Source organism: Aquimarina penaris, from assembly GCF_040786285.1.
Lineage (GTDB): Bacteria > Bacteroidota > Bacteroidia > Flavobacteriales > Flavobacteriaceae > Aquimarina.
The window spans coordinates 2,085,444-2,102,085 of sequence record NZ_JBFMKQ010000001.1; the positions used below are offsets into that span (position 1 = coordinate 2,085,444).

Annotated in this window: 17 protein-coding genes; 15 read left to right on the top strand and 2 right to left on the bottom strand. The window is 35.6% G+C overall.

Going from position 1 to position 16,642, the window contains the following annotated elements; all coding sequences use genetic code 11:
• Positions 1-58: 58 nt before the first annotated feature.
• Positions 59-943, top strand: coding sequence for a carbohydrate kinase family protein (locus ABW637_RS08680; protein ID WP_367584264.1), 885 nt, complete (start codon positions 59-61; stop codon positions 941-943).
• Between the two features lie 73 nt (positions 944-1,016).
• Positions 1,017-1,922, top strand: a complete 906-nt coding sequence (locus ABW637_RS08685; protein ID WP_367584265.1) for a hydroxypyruvate isomerase family protein — start codon at positions 1,017-1,019, stop codon at positions 1,920-1,922.
• Positions 1,923-1,925: 3 nt separating this feature from the next.
• Here the strand turns inward: ABW637_RS08685 and ABW637_RS08690 are convergent, their stop codons facing one another.
• Complete coding sequence (locus ABW637_RS08690) at positions 1,926-2,285, bottom strand: hypothetical protein (RefSeq protein WP_367584266.1); 360 nt, start codon at positions 2,283-2,285, stop codon at positions 1,926-1,928.
• 255 nt (positions 2,286-2,540) lie between these two features.
• Between ABW637_RS08690 and ABW637_RS08695 the strand changes: the two genes are divergently transcribed.
• The 11 genes from ABW637_RS08695 to ABW637_RS08745 all read left to right on the top strand — a co-directional run bounded on the left by ABW637_RS08695 (position 2,541) and on the right by ABW637_RS08745 (position 13,397).
• Positions 2,541-2,798 (top strand): DUF4212 domain-containing protein, encoded by a 258-nt coding sequence (locus ABW637_RS08695; RefSeq protein ID WP_367584267.1) that lies wholly within the window; start codon positions 2,541-2,543, stop codon positions 2,796-2,798.
• A gap of 29 nt (positions 2,799-2,827) precedes the next feature.
• Positions 2,828-4,600, top strand: coding sequence for a sodium:solute symporter family protein (locus ABW637_RS08700; protein WP_367584268.1), 1,773 nt, complete (start codon positions 2,828-2,830; stop codon positions 4,598-4,600).
• Between the two features lie 218 nt (positions 4,601-4,818).
• Positions 4,819-6,726 (top strand): acetate--CoA ligase, encoded by a 1,908-nt coding sequence (acs, locus tag ABW637_RS08705; RefSeq protein WP_367584269.1) that lies wholly within the window; start codon positions 4,819-4,821, stop codon positions 6,724-6,726.
• Between the two features lie 60 nt (positions 6,727-6,786).
• Positions 6,787-7,491, top strand: a complete 705-nt coding sequence (locus ABW637_RS08710) for an SIMPL domain-containing protein (protein WP_367584270.1) — start codon at positions 6,787-6,789, stop codon at positions 7,489-7,491.
• Between the two features lie 190 nt (positions 7,492-7,681).
• The gene (locus ABW637_RS08715) at positions 7,682-8,836 is read left to right on the top strand and encodes a phosphatidylserine decarboxylase (RefSeq protein WP_367584271.1); all 1,155 of its coding nucleotides are present in this window, start codon (positions 7,682-7,684) and stop codon (positions 8,834-8,836) included.
• Between the two features lie 42 nt (positions 8,837-8,878).
• The gene (locus ABW637_RS08720) at positions 8,879-9,805 is read left to right on the top strand and encodes an alpha/beta fold hydrolase (RefSeq protein ID WP_367584272.1); all 927 of its coding nucleotides are present in this window, start codon (positions 8,879-8,881) and stop codon (positions 9,803-9,805) included.
• Positions 9,806-9,899: 94 nt separating this feature from the next.
• Positions 9,900-10,907, top strand: coding sequence for a peptidoglycan DD-metalloendopeptidase family protein (locus tag ABW637_RS08725; protein WP_367584273.1), 1,008 nt, complete (start codon positions 9,900-9,902; stop codon positions 10,905-10,907).
• 65 nt (positions 10,908-10,972) lie between these two features.
• The gene (locus tag ABW637_RS08730; RefSeq protein ID WP_367584274.1) at positions 10,973-11,413 is read left to right on the top strand and encodes an SRPBCC family protein; all 441 of its coding nucleotides are present in this window, start codon (positions 10,973-10,975) and stop codon (positions 11,411-11,413) included.
• Between the two features lie 144 nt (positions 11,414-11,557).
• Positions 11,558-11,995 (top strand): nucleoside deaminase, encoded by a 438-nt coding sequence (locus ABW637_RS08735; protein ID WP_367584275.1) that lies wholly within the window; start codon positions 11,558-11,560, stop codon positions 11,993-11,995.
• Between the two features lie 128 nt (positions 11,996-12,123).
• Entirely contained in the window at positions 12,124-12,810 is a 687-nt protein-coding gene (locus tag ABW637_RS08740) for a DUF8737 domain-containing protein (RefSeq protein WP_367584276.1), read from the top strand.
• Positions 12,811-12,866: 56 nt separating this feature from the next.
• Positions 12,867-13,397, top strand: coding sequence for an STM3941 family protein (locus ABW637_RS08745; RefSeq protein WP_367584277.1), 531 nt, complete (start codon positions 12,867-12,869; stop codon positions 13,395-13,397).
• Positions 13,398-13,801: 404 nt separating this feature from the next.
• On the opposite strand, the gene ABW637_RS08750 is transcribed toward ABW637_RS08745, so the two are convergent.
• Entirely contained in the window at positions 13,802-14,506 is a 705-nt protein-coding gene (locus tag ABW637_RS08750) for a hypothetical protein (RefSeq protein WP_367584278.1), read from the bottom strand.
• A 373-nt stretch (positions 14,507-14,879) separates the two neighbouring features.
• Here ABW637_RS08750 and ABW637_RS08755 point away from each other — a divergent pair, with 373 nt between their 5' ends.
• Together ABW637_RS08755 and ABW637_RS08760 are read left to right on the top strand one after the other, a co-directional pair.
• Positions 14,880-15,611 carry an SDR family NAD(P)-dependent oxidoreductase gene (locus ABW637_RS08755; protein ID WP_367584279.1) on the top strand — a complete coding sequence of 244 codons (732 nt, stop codon included), beginning with the start codon at positions 14,880-14,882 and terminating at the stop codon, positions 15,609-15,611.
• 110 nt (positions 15,612-15,721) lie between these two features.
• Positions 15,722-16,531, top strand: coding sequence for a CPBP family intramembrane glutamic endopeptidase (locus tag ABW637_RS08760; RefSeq protein WP_367584280.1), 810 nt, complete (start codon positions 15,722-15,724; stop codon positions 16,529-16,531).
• The last annotated feature ends 111 nt before the right edge of the window (positions 16,532-16,642 follow it).

Below are 16,642 nucleotides of genomic sequence, written 5' to 3' on the forward strand. Positions count from 1 at the left end.
ACCTATGGGGGTTGTTTTTTTAAAGGTATTAGTATTATATTAGAATAAATTTAAATCAATGAAAATCACCTGTTTCGGAGAAGTGCTTTGGGATATATTTCCTGAACACAAAAAAGTTGGTGGAGCGCCACTTAATGTTGCTTTACGATTACACTCAATGGGGATAGAGTCTTCAATCATCACCAAAATTGGAGATGATAATTTGGGAAGAGATATCTTAAAATACGCCAAGGATAGAGGATTACCAACAGATACATTTCAGGTTGATGAACAATACAAAACAGGAGAAGTGCTGGTAACATTGGATAAAGAGAACACTGCGACTTATGAAATAAGCCGACCGGTTGCTTGGGATTTTATTAAGTATTCTGGAAAAATTGCAGATAAAGTAAGAGCATCTGATGCCATAGTTTTTGGAAGTTTAGCAAGTAGAAATGAGGTTTCAAAAAATACGTTATTGAAACTATTGGATAAAGCCAAGTTTAAGGTTTTGGATGTAAATCTAAGACCTCCTCATTATGATAGAGCGTTGCTTTCAGAATTAATGAGTAAAGCAGATTTTATCAAACTTAATGATGAAGAGCTAGAAGAGATTTGCATTCATTTTGATATACATAAAGATAAATTTGAAGATCAGGTAAAAGCAATAGCATCATATACAAATACAAATCAAATTTGTATTACCAAAGGTGGTAAAGGTGCTACTTTGTTACATGGTGAGACATTTTATCATAATAAGGGATACACAATAAAAGTAATAGATACAGTAGGAGCAGGAGATTCTTTTTTAGCAACATTAATTTCAGCATTACTTCAGGATAAGGCACCACAACAAGCCATTGATTATGCGTGTGCCATAGGGGCCATGGTTGCAGGAAGTGAAGGTGCTAACCCTGTTTTTTCTGAAGAAGAAATTAAAAATTTTATTGGAGATCAAATTTAATGACTCCTATAATTTCATAATAGTATGTGATTTTAAAGTACTATCTTTAGTAGGATGATATAATCATGTTGATATGGCAGAAAAAAAAATTAATCGTAGAAAGGCGGTCAAAAATATGTCTATTGGCATAGGAGCCATTAGTATTGCGGGTTCTGTCATAGCAGGATGTAAAGATAACAATACAAAAGTTGCTACATCTCATACAGAAACTACTCTGAAAGGAAACATAAATCATTCTGCTTGTAGATGGTGTTATCAAAATATTCCATTACAAGAATTTGCCCAGAAAGGAAAAGAAATTGGACTTAAAGGAATCGACTTATTAAAGCCAGATGAATGGAAAATTGTTCAGGATGTTGGTATAGAATGTTCACTGGCGACAGATACGTTTGCTAGTATTACTCACGGGTTTAATGATCCTAAAAATCACAAAAGTTTACAAACACAATATCAAGAACTTATTTCTAAGGCATCTCATGCGGGAATAAAGCAAGTGATCGTTTTCTCGGGTAATCGAAATGGAATTTCTGATGAAAGTGGATGGGAGCAATGCGCCACGGGATTAGATGTATTAGTGAAACATGCAGAGAAAAATAAAGTGACCTTGATCATGGAGTTACTTAATAGCAAAGTTGATCATAAAGATTATCAATGTGATAATACCCCCTGGGGCGTTGCTTTAGTGGATAAAATTGGGTCGCCTAATTTTAAGCTATTGTATGATATCTATCATATGCAAATCATGGAAGGGGATATCATTGCTACTATCAAAAAATATAATGAGTATATCACACATTATCATACAGGTGGCGTACCCGGTCGAAATGAGATTAATAATAACCAAGAACTTAATTATCCTGCAATTATGAAGGCCATTCTGGCCACAGACTTCAATGGTTACGTGGCTCAGGAGTTTATTCCTACATACAACGATACTTTAAGTGCACTAAAAGAAGGGATTACAATCTGTGATGTCTAGCTTTTATCGAATTATTGCTCTTAAATCATCAACTACATTTAAGTTATGTCTTAGGTTTGCATACAGAATAAATAAAATGAAAATTGCTATTATAAATCCTAGTAACGTTCCATTTTTATTACTTGTAGAAAACTTTTTAGAAGTTCTTAAGTATACATTAGAAAGCTTTTTAGTGTATTTGGTTACCAATGCAAAAGCAGGAGCAAAAATAAGTACCACGATGGCCATGTCTATAAGTACCAAAAGATATCCTTCCTGATCCACATGTTTTTTTACGTATTTAATAATATGCTCATTAATCAATGCAGCACATAATACAGCAACGGCATAGATAGCGTATTGGGTAATTTTTTTATTATTCATGGAGTTAAAACTAATATTTTTCTTTTAAAACGAAAAACCGAATAGATTGGTATGATTAAAAAAAATCTTTTGAGAAAAAATACACTATTTATTTATAATAGATTTCAACCCAATAATTTTTGTATACATTCTAATGTGTATTTTAGTAGTCATATATTCAAAATTAATTGAAGAATACGAGTATATAAATAAAGAAATAATAACGCTCAAAATTTTGTTACTCTTAAAAGGACTAAATTTATTAAACTTGGATTCATGACAGATAAACAGAAAGCAGTTGCCTACTGGAAAGAAAATCTTAAATACTTAGTCATTTTATTAAGCATTTGGTTTTTGGTTTCATACGGAGCCGGAATTTTATTTAAAGATGCATTAAACAACATTAGACTTGGAGGGTTCAAACTTGGATTCTGGTTTGCGCAACAAGGTTCTATATATGTATTTGTGATACTTATCTTTATATATGTTCGATTAATGAACAAACTTGATAAAAAATACGGTTACGATGAGTAGCCTTAATACTTCCAAAAAAATATAATTATATGAACGTTCAAACATGGACATGGATTTTAGTTGGAGTTACCTTTGCCCTTTATTTTGGGATTGCCATATGGGCAAGAGCAGGCTCAACTAAAGAATTTTATATAGCAGGCGGAGGAGTTTCTCCATTAGCTAATGGTATGGCAACTGCAGCAGACTGGATGAGTGCCGCTTCATTTATCTCGATGGCTGGGATTATTTCTTTTAGCGGATATGACGGTTCTGTGTATTTAATGGGTTGGACAGGAGGATATGTGCTATTGGCACTATTGTTAGCCCCATATCTTAGAAAGTTTGGAAAATTCACAGTTCCGGATTTTATTGGAGATCGATATTATTCAAATACAGCCCGTACAGTAGCAGTAATTTGTGCATTGATAGTATCATTTACTTATGTAGCGGGTCAGATGAGAGGAGTTGGGATTGTGTTCTCGCAATTCTTGCAAGTCGATATTAATTGGGGAGTAATTATAGGTATGGCAGTGGTTTTGGTATTTGCTTTTCTAGGAGGTATGAAGGGGATCACCTATACTCAGGTTGCACAATATTGCGTACTCATCTTTGCATTTATGGTTCCTGCTTTTTTTATTTCGATGCAAATGACAGGAAATATAATTCCACAATTAGGAATGGGAGGTACGGTTGAAGATGGAACATTTTTATTGGATAAATTAGATACTTTACACACCCAATTAGGATTTAAAGAATATACGAGTGGCTCTAAATCGACTTGGGATGTTTTTGCAATTACCTTGGCCTTAATGGTGGGCACAGCGGGATTACCGCATGTGATTGTTCGTTTCTTTACAGTACCCAAAGTTAAAGATGCACGTAAATCGGCAGGTCTAGCCTTATTATTTATTGCCATTTTGTATACCACCGCACCAGCAATTGCTGTTTTTGCAAGAACCAACCTTATAGAGACCGTAAGTAATAAAGAATACAAAGTGGTACCAGAATGGTTTAAAAACTGGGAAAATACGGGCCTCATAGCCTGGTCAGATAAAAATGATGATGGTAAGATTCAATATGTAAACGGAAAAGCAACACATGGTAAGCCAGAGTATATTGATCAAAAAGGAAAGTATGGAGAGCGCTTGGTGTCTAATGTCAGTGATTCGGCTAATGAGTTGTATGTCGATAGAGATATTATGGTACTTGCAAATCCCGAGATTGCTAAATTACCAAATTGGGTAATCGCATTGGTAGCAGCCGGAGGATTAGCAGCAGCATTATCTACCGCTGCAGGATTATTATTAGTGATCTCAACTTCAATATCACATGATTTAATAAAAAAACAAATCAAACCAAACATTTCAGAAAGAGGAGAGCTTTGGGCGGCACGTATTAGTATATTAGTTGCTGTAATTATAGCAGGTTTATTCGGTATTTATCCTCCGGGATTTGTTGCTGCGGTGGTTGCATTAGCATTTGGCTTGGCAGCAGCATCATTTTTTCCGGCAATTATTCTGGGTATTTTTGATAAGAGGATGAATCGACAAGGCGCAGTTGCAGGTATGGTAGTAGGAATTACTTTGATGCTATTTTATATGGTTAGATATAAAACGGGATTGATTGGAGTTATGGAACCTAAACCGGCAAGTGAGTGGTGGCTGGGTACTTCTCCAGAAGGGTTTGGTACCATCGCTATGATGGTTAATGTAATTATTTCTATGGTAGTATCCAGAGTAACAAGCCCACCACCAGAGGAAGTACAAGAAATTGTTGAACGTATTAGAATTCCAAGCGGAGCAGGAAATGCAGCTTCACATTAACTTCTATTTAGTTATATTCAAAGTCAAAGCGCTATATAATGAAAACATAAATTTTATAACTTTTATATTTTAGCTTTTCTCCAAAGGATACGTTAATACCAAATTTTGATCATTTTAGCGAAATTTTTAAACTTCCGAAGATATATTTCTTTATTTTCCATATTCAAAATATAACTATCAAAATAAAGTCGATTGAAGATATAAAATAACCAACCACAATGAGTAATTATCACATAAAACATCTAGAAGAATATTATCAGGTTTATCGAAAATCAGTAAGAGATCCGGAAACTTTTTGGGCAGAGATTGCAGAAGAGCATTTCATGTGGCGAAAAAAATGGGATAATGTATTGAGTTGGGACTTTACAAAACCTGAGGTTAAATGGTTCGAAGGAGCTCAATTAAACATTACCGAGAACTGTATCGACAGGCATTTACGAAATAGAGGGCATAAAACAGCTATTCTTTTTGAACCTAATGACCCTAACGAAGATGCACAACACATTACCTATAAGCAGTTACATGAGCGTGTTTGTAAATTTGCTAACGTACTTAAAGAGCAAGGAATCCAAAAAGGAGATAGAGTATGTATTTATCTGCCTATGATACCCGAACTGGCAATTTCTGTATTAGCTTGTGCTAGGATAGGAGCAGTACATTCTGTAGTTTTTGCTGGATTTTCGGCTACAGCACTGTCAACGCGAATCAATGATTGTGATGCTAAAATGGTGATTACATCAGATGGATCCTATCGAGGGGTAAAAAGCATTGATTTAAAAGGTATCGTAGATGAAGCCTTAGAAGATTGTCCCGGTATAAAATCGGTATTAGTGGCTAAACGGATCGATTCTGATATCAATATGAAAGAAGGTCGTGATCATTGGTTACAACCATTACTCGATGAAGCTTATAAAGATTGTGTGCCTGAGATCATGGATGCCGAGGATCCTTTGTTTATTCTTTATACTTCGGGGTCTACAGGAATGCCTAAGGGGATGTTACATACTACCGCGGGATATATGGTATATACGGCATATACTTTTAAAAATGTTTTTCAGTATAAAGAAGATGATATCTATTGGTGCACCGCCGATATTGGTTGGATCACAGGGCATTCGTATATCGTATATGGCCCATTGGCCAACGGGGCAACCACGGTCATGTTCGAAGGAGTACCGTCATATCCCGATTTTGGACGTTTCTGGGATATTGTACAAAAACATAAGATAACTCAGTTTTATACGGCACCAACGGCAATTAGGGCATTGGCCAAAGAAAACCTGGATTATGTAACCAATCATGACCTTTCGAGCTTAAAAGTATTAGGTACGGTAGGAGAACCTATTAATGAAGAAGCCTGGCATTGGTATAACGATCATGTTGGTGATAAAAAGTCGCCCATTGTGGATACCTGGTGGCAAACCGAAACGGGTGGGATTATGATTTCACCTATACCATATTCTACACCAACCAAACCTACCTATGCAACCTTGCCAATGCCAGGGATACAACCTGCCTTAATGGATGAGAACGGGCAAGAAATCAAAGGAAACCAGGTTGATGGGCGATTGTGTATCAAGTTTCCGTGGCCATCAATGGCAAGAACCATTTGGGGAAATCATCAGCGATATAAAGAGACCTATTTTTCGGCTTTTGAAAATAAATACTTTACAGGAGATGGGGCCTTACGAGATGAGGTAGGGTATTACAGAATTACAGGAAGGGTTGATGATGTAATTATCGTTTCTGGTCATAACCTAGGTACGGCACCTATTGAAGATGCAATTAATGAACACCCTGCAGTTGCAGAATCTGCTATCGTAGGTTTTCCACATGATGTTAAGGGGAATGCTTTATATGGTTATGTCATTCTAAAAGAAACAGGAGAATATCGTGATCGTAATAATTTGAGCAAAGAGGTGAATCAACAAATTACCGAGCGTATTGGTCCTATTGCCAAGCTTGATAAAATACAGTTTGTACCAGGTTTACCTAAAACTCGAAGCGGTAAGATTATGAGGCGTATCTTACGTAAGATTGCTTCAAAAGATACTAGTAATCTTGGAGATACGAGTACTTTACTAAACCCCGAGGTAGTGCAAAAGATAATAGATGAAGCCTTGTAGTATATTCAAAAAAATACAATTAGCTTTAACAAAAGAAGCGTAACCCAAAAACTAGTACTCATGAAAACGTATTTTTTTTCTATTGCCTTTTTAGTACTGTCTCTAGTATCTATTCCTGAGGCATTATCACAAATTCAGGATAGAACGATTACTGTTACTGGGTCATCAACAGTTAATTTGTCTCCGAATGAGATCATTCTTAAAATCAGTTTTCAGGAATATTTTTTAGATAAAGAAGAAAAACCTGAGAGTAAAGTAGTACTAGAAGTTTTAGAAGAAAAAGTACGTAAGGCTATAGGTAAATCAGGGATTAATAAAGAAAAAATAACGTTGGGGTCGGTACAAATTGTACAACCTTACAAAAATGGGGTGTATCAAAAGCGTCGATTAAATAAATCACTTTTTGTTTGTGTAGAGAACACTCAGCAACATATTAATTTGGCCCGAACATTAGAAGAGGATAATTTGTTTGATGAAACGATAACAGATTTTTCAGTAATTGAATTAAGGCATACCGAAAAAGAGTCTTATCTCACTAAAAGTAGAAGTTTAGCCTATGGCGAGGCACTCAAAAAAGCCAAGTTAATTTTATCTCAATCGGGACAACAACTGGGAAAGGTTATAAGAATAAAAGAACTCAATAACAATCGAGCTTCTAATGCTTCTGGTAGTTTTTATTCTGTAGAGAGTACAGCAGGTAACTCTGGTTTTAGTCCCATTGTAATATCATATAATCTCGAAGTTACCTTTGAGATTAAGGACTAAGAGATTTTATAATCTAACATAGTATACTGAAACAAATAAATTGATTATATTGATGTTCCTTAATAGTACTAAGCTTTCTTATGAGATCTATATAGTATAAATGAAGCATGATCATTTCTCCTAAGAGAATGCTTCAAGGCCCAACTACTTTTACTTAAAACTACGTGCTTAATCTTTAAAACACCGCAAGATGAAAGTAATACGTTTTTCTATGTATGTAATTGCCTTTAGTGTATTTCTGATAAACACTATGCAGGCTCAAAACGATTCTCCACCGGTTGAAAAACTTAAAGAATTGTATACTTCTGATTCTAAATTTCAGTCCACAGTAGATAAGATGTTTGAAAATGTTAAGGATCTATCTGATGGTTCAAAGAATCCATGGCGAGACAAAAGCATTGAAGACTTATATACATTTTTAAATGAGTGGTTTTATTTTCTACCCAATAAAGATGATGGATTAGATCGTATTATTAAATTTTCACTGCTGTACTATCAAAATCCTGATGGTAAAAAGTTTATCCTCGAAGAACCAGGTCGAAGCTGGTCGTTATTTTTTATTGAAGAAAGAGGTAAGTTTATGGATAGTCCTGCTTCAACAAAAAATATAAACGAATGGTTGTCTGATAAAACACTGGGGAACGATGATTTTGTTTTACCTAAAGATGGGTTTAAGTCTTTTAATGACTTTTTTACCAGAGATATTAAACATGGGGCACGGCCTATAGACAAAATTCATGATAATTCTGTAATCGTATCCCCCGCAGATGGAGTAATCAATGTGATTAATAATGATTTAAGACTGGACACTAAAATTCCAACCAAAGCAAAAATGGAATTAAGTCTAAATGAATTGTTGGATTCGTCTGTATATGCAAAGCACTTTATTGGCGGTACAGCGATTGCCGTTTTTTTAATGCCAACAAACTATCACCACTATCATGCACCAGTATCAGGAATCATGGTCGAATCTAAAGAGAGTGTTGGTAATCGATTATTTGGTATGCCAGACATATTGGATGTGATTAATAATGGTAACCCCGGTTATAATAAGGATTATAGTGTGTTTCAGGATTTTAAACATGGTTATTTCATTATCAATACCAAAGATTATGGGCATGTGGCTATGATTCCGATAGGGTTGCAAACGATAGGATCTGTAAATTTTGTAGCAAAGTTTAGAGATATTAAATCTGATACTTCCGCAAAGGTATATAAAGGGGAAAAATTAGGTCATTTTGCTTTTGGGGGATCAACGGTACTATTACTATTCGAGAAAAACCGAATTAAATCACTAACTGTACAACAAGGGCAACGAATAGGAAAGCTTAACGGTAAAAAGTAACTGCATCATTTAAAAAGATAGGAAACATTAAAAGAAAGTAAAATGATCAAGAAAATATTTAAATGGGTTTTAATAGTCATTACTGCTTTAATCTCTGGTTTTATCATCTATGGATCGATAAGTCAACGCAATTATGACAAAAAAGTACTAGAGAAATATCAACCCGAAGGAAAATTTATTGAATTATCAGAGGGTCGTATTCACTACAAGTTCTTTGGAGAAGGAAAATACACCTTCATTCTTGAAGCCGGACTAGGAGAAAACATGGAAACCTGGTCTAAAATTCAAGATTCCCTTTCCTTATTAGGCAGAGTCTTCATGTACGATCGATCTGGTCTTGGGTTTAGTGATCAAGGCATAATCCCCAGAACTACAGAACAAATAGCTATAGAATTAAATACAATATTGTCAAAAGCAAATATACCTGGGCCATATATAATGATAGGACATTCAATTGGTGGGGCACATGTACGTTATTTTGCCCATATGTTTCCCGAGAATATAGTAGGACTTTTTTTAATTGATCCAAGTCATGAAAAAATGAAAGACGATCTCCCCAAACCTTCTTTAATGGAATCCTTTTTTCTTTATTCGATGACCAATTTATCATGGAGTGGTATACCGTATTTTATGCTTCCCGAGCCGCCACATCCAACATATAAAACTACAAAATGTATTAAGACATACGGAGAGGAGAACCGAGCTATAGACGCTTCAATAGAGCAATTCAAAAAAGCAAGTATCAATTTATCTGATCTACCCATTTATATTGTATCTGCTTCTAAAAACGATGGAGAATTCAAGGATAGGTCTCTCGCTTTATATCAAGAGCTAATAGACCACTCTAATCACCCCATAAAAAAACTAGTAGATTTTGAAAATAGTCCACATCACATCCACGTAGCCGATCCCAATATTGTCTTAAAAGAATTGAACGAATTTATGACTAAAATTGAATCTAATGAGTAGTTAATCAGATGGTGATAAGGTATAGAAATTACGTTTTGCAACATCCATAACAATTATATAGTTATTATTTTGGTAACGATAACTAGTACATAACATGAATTTATACTATTCGAGTAAGACAGGTATGCACTATGGAGTGATGATACTCTTAATGATTGTACTTAATTTTTTAGGTGAAGAATCAATAGCTCAAGCAAATATTGCAAACATACAAGAAGTAGAGAAAGCCTTTATCAATGCATTTAATAAAGATGCTGTTAAAGAGTTTAGAAGCTTTTTAGATGATAAATTGAAGGAGCGTAATTCTTTAAAAAAACTAAATACCAGTTTTAATCAAATCATTTCGCAGATTGGTACTATACGTTCTCTAACTTTAGATACAGTCAACGAAAATTCGTATACCTATAGAAGTGTACACCAAAAAATGGTTACACTAAAAGTGGTTTTTGGCATAGATGATACAGGTAAAGTATCCAAAATGGCGATTAGCAGTGATTATGTATATAAAGATGCTCCTGTATTAGAAAGGAGCAAGTCGGATCTAATACTGCCTTTTAATGGAGTGTGGTATGTGTTTTGGGGAGGAAAAAAAACCAGTGATAACTACCATAATGCGTACCCAAGCATGAAAGGAGCATTTGATTTTTGGGTTATGGGTAGTAATGGTAAATCACATCGCCCGGGAGCTACCAAAAATGAAGACTTTTATGCGTTTGGTAGAGAAATTATTGCTCCTGTAGATGGCAAAATACTCTATGCTCATGATAAGGTACCCGATAACAAATGGCCGGCTATGAATGCTAATGCAGGAACTGGTAATGTGGTACTATTAGAAACTAAAAACAAAGAGTATATTGTGTTGGGTCATCTTATGCAAAATTCTGTAACGGTTACAGAAGGTCAGCAGGTAAAGCAAGGAGACGTATTAGGGCTTTGCGGTAACTCTGGAAAATCTACAGAACCGCATCTTCATTTTCAGATGCAAAACATACCCGATTTTGCAGCGCCAAAGGGGGCATGGGTGTATTTCAAGAATATTAAAGTTAACGGAACGACCAAAAAGGACTATATTCCTGTACGAGGAGATAAAATTAGGAACTAAGATTGCGTTATCGCAGGTCAATATTGATTACCATTGAATAAAAACAACCATAAAAGAAGAGAGAGATGAAGTTTAAAGGATCAAAAGACATTAATCAGAATATTCATAAAGTAGCCGAACTTTTTGCAGATCCTAATCATCTCAAAGAGTATCAGGATGGTTTTATACGAAAAGTACTGGTTAGTGGTAATGCGGGCCAAGATGGAGCGGTGTCTAAAATGTATTACAAGTATGGTAAGGGCGAGATGGAATTGACCGAGACCATTACAGCAAACCGTTTACCAAATTCTTTCGAAGCGAGTTATCACCATAAGCATATGGACAATACCATGAAATGTACCTTTACTGCTTTAGATGATCATAAAACAAGGTATGCATACGAATTTGAATACACCCGCATCAATTGGATCATGCCCAAGCTTATGGCGATCCTGTTTCCTGGGATGTATAAGAAACCTGCAGAAAAATGGATGAATCAATTTAAAGAATTTGTCGAAAAACAATAGCTATACTGGTTACGTCTTTGACCAGAAGATATTGGTGTTCGAAGCCTATATTAATGGCATCTGGATTGCTTCTTTAGAGAAATATAATTACCTTAACTACCACGTAATTATCATCGAATATTGATTAAATAACAACTAGAAAATATGGATAAATTTCTTGTAGAGGCGATTAATGAAGCCAAAGCTGGCCTTGCAGAAGGAGGTATCCCGATAGGTTCTGTTCTTGTTCATAATGGTAAGATTATTGGCCGGGGACATAATCGAAGGGTACAAGAGGGTAGCGTAATACTTCATGGCGAAATGGATGCCCTTGAGAATGCCGGGAGACAATCTGCAAGTGTATATCAAGAGTGTGTTTTGTATACCACTTTATCTCCTTGTCCAATGTGTTCTGGAACTATTTTACTTTATGGGATTCCTAAAGTAATAATTGGCGAGAATGAAACCTTCCTGGGAGAAGAAAAATTGTTAACAGAAAGAGGTGTCGAAGTTGTCGTTGTTGATGATCAAACATGTAAAGAATTAATGAAGTCATTTATTCAATCCAACAAAGATTTGTGGAATGAGGACATAGGTGTCTAAAGAATAATTAAACCAGCCCTTATAAACGCTACCCAATGTAAAGAAAAGTAGAGGTTATCTGTAACCCTTTTGCTGATGCTTACAATATACAACCACAATCTAGTTATAGTTTCTTAAGACATACACCCATGGAAAATGTATCAATTTTTACGATTATTATGTTCATTCTAACCACCATAGCTTCTATATGGTTGTTTTATATCGCAAGTGATGAAAACAAAAAAGTAGTTCTACTAATACTGCTTTGGGCCATAGGTGTGGGCGCACTGGGATTATTGGGATTTTATCAAAAAACAGATACAATCCCACCAAGGTTTATTTTTTTATTGGCCCCAGGTTTTTTGGTCGTTTTGTTGTTGTTTCTTACTAAAAAAGGAAAACAATTTATTGATTCACTAGATCTAAAATGGCTTACTTTGATACATGTGGTGCGTATCCCGGTAGAGGTTGTTTTGCATGCTGTGTTTTTAAGCGGTTTGATTCCGGTGTATATGACATTCGAGGGGTATAACTTTGATATCATTTCTGGGATAACAGCTCCTATTGTTTATTACCTGGTATTTGTGAAGAAAACCTGGGGCAGACGGTTTCTTTTATTCTGGAACTTCTTATGTCTGGCCCTATTAATAAACATCCTTACTATTGCCATATTAAGTGCGCAGACTCCATTTCAGCAATTGGCCTTTGATCAACCTAATATAGGAGTTACATATTTCCCATTTGTATGGTTACCAGCTGTTATTGTGCCTATTGTATTATTCTCTCAATTGGCAGCCATTAGAAAGTTAGTACTCGAGAAACATAGTGTTGCCTAAACTGTTTTCAGATAAATTAAGTACCTTGGTTATCCTACAAATCAATCAAAAAAACAATGAGCGAAAAGATCGAAATCCCATTGAGCAAAACAAAAATTGTCCTCCTTTTATTAGGGGCATTGATTTTTGTAGTTGTCGGAGTATTTTTAATACTAGAACCTTCAACCTTTATTACCTCACGCATTAGAAGCGAAAGTATCATTAGAATAGTGGGGATTGCCTCTGCCTCTTTTTTTGGATTATGCTTAATATTTATTGCAAGAAAATTGTTTGACAATAAAGAGGGGTTGATCATAGATAATAACGGAATCACCGATAACTCTAATGCAACCAGTGTAGGGCTTATAGAATGGCAAGATATTACGGGAGTAGAAACCTTGCAAATTGCATCTACAAAAATCTTACTGTTACTAACAGACAAACCAGATAAGTATATCGAGAGAGCCAAAGGCAGTATGTCGAAAAGAGCTATGAAAACAAACCATAAAATGTATGGAACGCCACTATCCATAGTAGCAACCTCATTAAAAATTAAGTTTAATGATCTCGAGGAACTAATCGTTAACGAGCTTCATAAAAGGAAATAATCCTTTAAATTGAATCAGATTGCTTCACTATACTTGCAATAACAAGTACTATTCTTTCTCTTTGTGCAATAGCAAAGCCCCCGGCAGGTTTTTACCCTTTCCCGGGAGGTCATGAACCCTTCCCGGCGTTATGTATACCCTTCCCGGGAGGTTCTAAGGGTCTCCCAGTTAGGTTATGTATGGTCCCGGCATATATTGGAGTATTCCCGGGAGCTGGGATAACCAGAATTACTGCCGGGAAAGAGTAGTGAATAGCCGGGACAACCAAAATAGGTGCCGGGAAAGGTTAATAAGTTACCGGGAAAGCAATATTGCAAGCCGGGAGCTAAAAAAATCCCGTCAATTCGAGTATCACGACTTGTCGGGATGTATCGAGAATAGGGATTTTTACGAAATAGGTGTTGTTATTTTTTGTTATACCTACTTATATACCCCTTAAACCGTTCGGGAGTATTCTTAAAGACATATTTACCCGCATCACGTATCTCATCTACAGCTTCTTTTAGATGCGTAAATGCTTTATCACGTATCTCTTTGGCCAGAGAGTTTTCTAGGGTAGCACCATTGGCTTTGGCTAGTAGCTCTGCCATATCGTTAGACACCTGGGCGGCGATATCTAGCTTGGCTAATTTAAATTTAGCAATGGTTAACTCCCCTGGGTTGCTTTTTCCCAGTACGCTTAAGTCACTAAGGTCCTGGATCATATCGGCATTACCTTGCCCATTGGCAATCTCTCGTACCCGACTTAATAGATCAGGGCGTTTTCTAAAGGCGTATCTAAAATCATCCAATAGATCATCTCTAAGCTCATAGGCCTTGGGGGATTGTTCTTTCCAGGCTTTGTTGGCCTCTTCCTGCCCATAGCGTTCGCTAACCCATAATGATTGCGCATGGCGCAATGCCCCAGCACGAACAGGTAGATCTTTAGCAAATTTTGCCCAATCCAGTCCAGAGTTACCAATCAGGGCCTTTTTATCATCGCTGGCCCATATAAATAGGTTTTCGGCCTCTTGCAGTGCATTATCCACAGGCATATTGGGTGTTTTTACTTCGTTAATCGCCATGGTATTAAGCACAGCTAGTTTGCTTTCAAAATTTTCTTTAGACATAAACATTTTTGGTTTAAAAAATTAATACTTGGTTTAAAAAATTCGTCAGTTCGAGTATCCCGATGGTAATCGGGATATATCGAGAATAGAATTTTGATTTTTGAAAAGGCAAAGCTACAGTGATAATGATTACGTATGTTACGGGATTCCGTATCAGACGAAGTTTTTTACGTATTTGTTATAGTATCTTCTTTATGAAGGGTAGTGTAGGTTGATTTTATTTTTGATATTTAGGGTGTATAGTTACCTTGGTGATTATATATTATTGTTGTGCGTCATACAAAAAACATCCGTGCATTCAGCAAGTTTTGGGTTTTATGTACTTAATCGTCAATGTAATTTTGCATAGTAATTAATAATCAAAATACGAAATATGCAAACACTGAAAGACAAAGTAATCCTAATTACAGGAGCAAACAGAGGAATTGGGAAATCACTCGTTAAAGCATCATTGGAAAAAGGAGCGAGTAAAATTTATGCTACTTGCCGAGATTTAGGTAAAATGCCAAACTTTGAAGACAATAGAGTAATTACACTTGAACTTGATATAATTAATAAACATCAAATAACAAAAGTAGTCAAACAAGCATCAGACACACAAGTCCTTATTAACAATGCGGGTGTTTTAAATCCAGGTACTATTTTGGATGGAGAAACAAGTACTATTAAAAAAGATATGGATGTCAATTATTATGGTACTCTAAATATGATGAGAGCGTTTGCTTCCATCCTAGAACAAAATTCACCTTCAAGATTAGTTAATCTTACATCAATTGTAGCATATTCACCATTGCCCTCTATTGCAGGTTATTCTGCTTCAAAGGCTGCTCTACTTTCAGCAACCTATTCTGTGCGAATCGAATTAGCTAAAAGAGGAATAACGGTTCACGCAGTAAATCCAGGGGCAATAGATACTGATATGAATAAAGGAAGTGATTGGGATATGCCATCGCCAGATAGTGTTGCCAAAATAATCCTTGACAAAGTAGAAAGCGAAGAACTGGATATTATCCCAGAAGTCATAGGACTTGGAATGTTTAACGCATGGAAAGAAAATCCTAAAAATTTGGCAAAAATGTTTCATGAAATCTATCACGAAGAATAAAATGTACGAACGCACAACAATTTGTATATTGCATATGCTCCCTTCGGGAAGCAAACGCAACATACAAGAGACGTTAGATTCAATATTTTGAAATCACTGAATTAAATGATATGAATCCAAAAACAAGAAAAGATCTAATAACATTCTATTTAATCGTCTTCGCATTGTCATGGGCAATTTTTTTTACAATCTTCTTTATTGAAAAAAGCACTGGAAATAAGATACCTCGTGGTTTTCAAGCTATCGCAGCACTTGCTGTTTTTGGAGGAACAATTCTCTCAAGTTGGAAATCTGATGGAAAAGAAGGAATGAAAAATTTGTTGAAAAGATGTTTTCTATTTAAAGTTAACTGGAAGTGGTATACAATTATTTTTATTCCAATGATATTAATCGGAATTTCAGTTGCAATTGTTCAATTTTTCAAAACGTTTGAGGTTGGAATAAACCCGATAGGAAATTTATTAATAGGGTTAGTGTTAATCACCATTTTTATGGTTTTTGGAGAAGAAATAGCTTGGAGAGGCTATGCCCTGCCCAAGTTTCAGAGACATTATTCAGCTCTCAAAAGCAGTCTCATAACGGGATTTCTTTGGGGAATTTGGCATTTACCGATTTGGTTAATCGAGCCAGAACGAGCATGGGGGTTGCCATTCGTTCTAGCATTCATAATGTTTATTATAGGTAATATAGCATTTACAGTTTTCTATGCTTTCATAACTAATTCAACAAAAGGAAGTATTTTAATTTGTGCTCTATATCACGCGGCCGGAAATGTTTTAATCGGATGGTTAAATTACCCTGATGAATTCGATAAATACACGATTCCCATTTTTACGATTCTACTTGTACTTCTTGCCTTTGTTATCATCAAAATTACTGGACCTTCAAATCTCTCTAAGAAAAATAAGTTCACCATATAAAATAAAGAATCTAACAACGCGTATAATTAATTGCTTGGGTCTGCCCGCTTCAAAATTGCAATGGGTTGACAAGTTTGAAGTCTGCAATCGCCTACTTTGCATATACTGAAC

Excerpts from the sequence above, each read along its gene's own strand:
- ABW637_RS08680 (WP_367584264.1), top strand. The coding sequence starts at position 59 with ATGAAAATCACCTGTTTCGGAGAAGTGCTTTGGGATATATTTCCTGAA.
- ABW637_RS08685 (WP_367584265.1), top strand. The coding sequence starts at position 1,017 with ATGGCAGAAAAAAAAATTAATCGTAGAAAGGCGGTCAAAAATATGTCT.
- ABW637_RS08690 (WP_367584266.1), bottom strand. The coding sequence starts at position 2,285 with ATGAATAATAAAAAAATTACCCAATACGCTATCTATGCCGTTGCTGTA.
- ABW637_RS08695 (WP_367584267.1), top strand. The coding sequence starts at position 2,541 with ATGACAGATAAACAGAAAGCAGTTGCCTACTGGAAAGAAAATCTTAAA.
- ABW637_RS08700 (WP_367584268.1), top strand. The coding sequence starts at position 2,828 with ATGAACGTTCAAACATGGACATGGATTTTAGTTGGAGTTACCTTTGCC.
- acs (WP_367584269.1), top strand. The coding sequence starts at position 4,819 with ATGAGTAATTATCACATAAAACATCTAGAAGAATATTATCAGGTTTAT.
- ABW637_RS08710 (WP_367584270.1), top strand. The coding sequence starts at position 6,787 with ATGAAAACGTATTTTTTTTCTATTGCCTTTTTAGTACTGTCTCTAGTA.
- ABW637_RS08715 (WP_367584271.1), top strand. The coding sequence starts at position 7,682 with ATGAAAGTAATACGTTTTTCTATGTATGTAATTGCCTTTAGTGTATTT.
- ABW637_RS08720 (WP_367584272.1), top strand. The coding sequence starts at position 8,879 with ATGATCAAGAAAATATTTAAATGGGTTTTAATAGTCATTACTGCTTTA.
- ABW637_RS08725 (WP_367584273.1), top strand. The coding sequence starts at position 9,900 with ATGAATTTATACTATTCGAGTAAGACAGGTATGCACTATGGAGTGATG.
- ABW637_RS08730 (WP_367584274.1), top strand. The coding sequence starts at position 10,973 with ATGAAGTTTAAAGGATCAAAAGACATTAATCAGAATATTCATAAAGTA.
- ABW637_RS08735 (WP_367584275.1), top strand. The coding sequence starts at position 11,558 with ATGGATAAATTTCTTGTAGAGGCGATTAATGAAGCCAAAGCTGGCCTT.
- ABW637_RS08740 (WP_367584276.1), top strand. The coding sequence starts at position 12,124 with ATGGAAAATGTATCAATTTTTACGATTATTATGTTCATTCTAACCACC.
- ABW637_RS08745 (WP_367584277.1), top strand. The coding sequence starts at position 12,867 with ATGAGCGAAAAGATCGAAATCCCATTGAGCAAAACAAAAATTGTCCTC.
- ABW637_RS08750 (WP_367584278.1), bottom strand. The coding sequence starts at position 14,506 with ATGTCTAAAGAAAATTTTGAAAGCAAACTAGCTGTGCTTAATACCATG.
- ABW637_RS08755 (WP_367584279.1), top strand. The coding sequence starts at position 14,880 with ATGCAAACACTGAAAGACAAAGTAATCCTAATTACAGGAGCAAACAGA.
- ABW637_RS08760 (WP_367584280.1), top strand. The coding sequence starts at position 15,722 with ATGAATCCAAAAACAAGAAAAGATCTAATAACATTCTATTTAATCGTC.